This is a genomic window from Halalkalibacterium halodurans (genome assembly GCF_004376175.1).
Taxonomy (GTDB): domain Bacteria; phylum Bacillota; class Bacilli; order Bacillales; family Bacillaceae_D; genus Halalkalibacterium; species Halalkalibacterium halodurans.
Genome location: NZ_SNUY01000058.1, coordinates 1 through 353, shown reverse-complemented (window position 1 = coordinate 353; position 353 = coordinate 1). Strand labels below are relative to the sequence as shown.

The 353-nt window shown below is 39.1% G+C and carries 1 protein-coding gene; it reads left to right on the top strand.

Features of this window, described 5'->3' with window-relative positions; translation table 11 throughout:
• Positions 1-53 precede the first annotated feature (53 nt).
• On the top strand, positions 54-353 hold a 300-nt coding region (locus E2L07_RS15950), incomplete at its 3' end, for a UPF0236 family transposase-like protein (RefSeq protein ID WP_208402072.1).

Below are 353 nucleotides of genomic sequence, written 5' to 3'. Positions count from 1 at the left end.
CTCTCCTTGGTAGAATCATAGTCGACAAAAACCCGATTCAAAGGAGAAACCCTATGCAAAAGAATAACACAGAATACCCAACTTTAAAAGAACTTGAACAGCTAGTTTGGAGGAAGTTACAGGAAACCTTCTCAAGTGTGATGACCTGCATACTAGAGGAATATGACGAAGAAATTATGCAACAACGTGATAAGCAACGCTTCCATTATAAAGATAAACGGCCTCTAAAAATAGACAGTTTATTTGGTGAGATTGAGCTGAAGCGTTCCTACTATCGAGATCGTGAAACAGGGAAATATGTTTATCTCCTTGACCAGTACCTGCAATTTGAGGGGATAAAAGGTTTTAGCCCT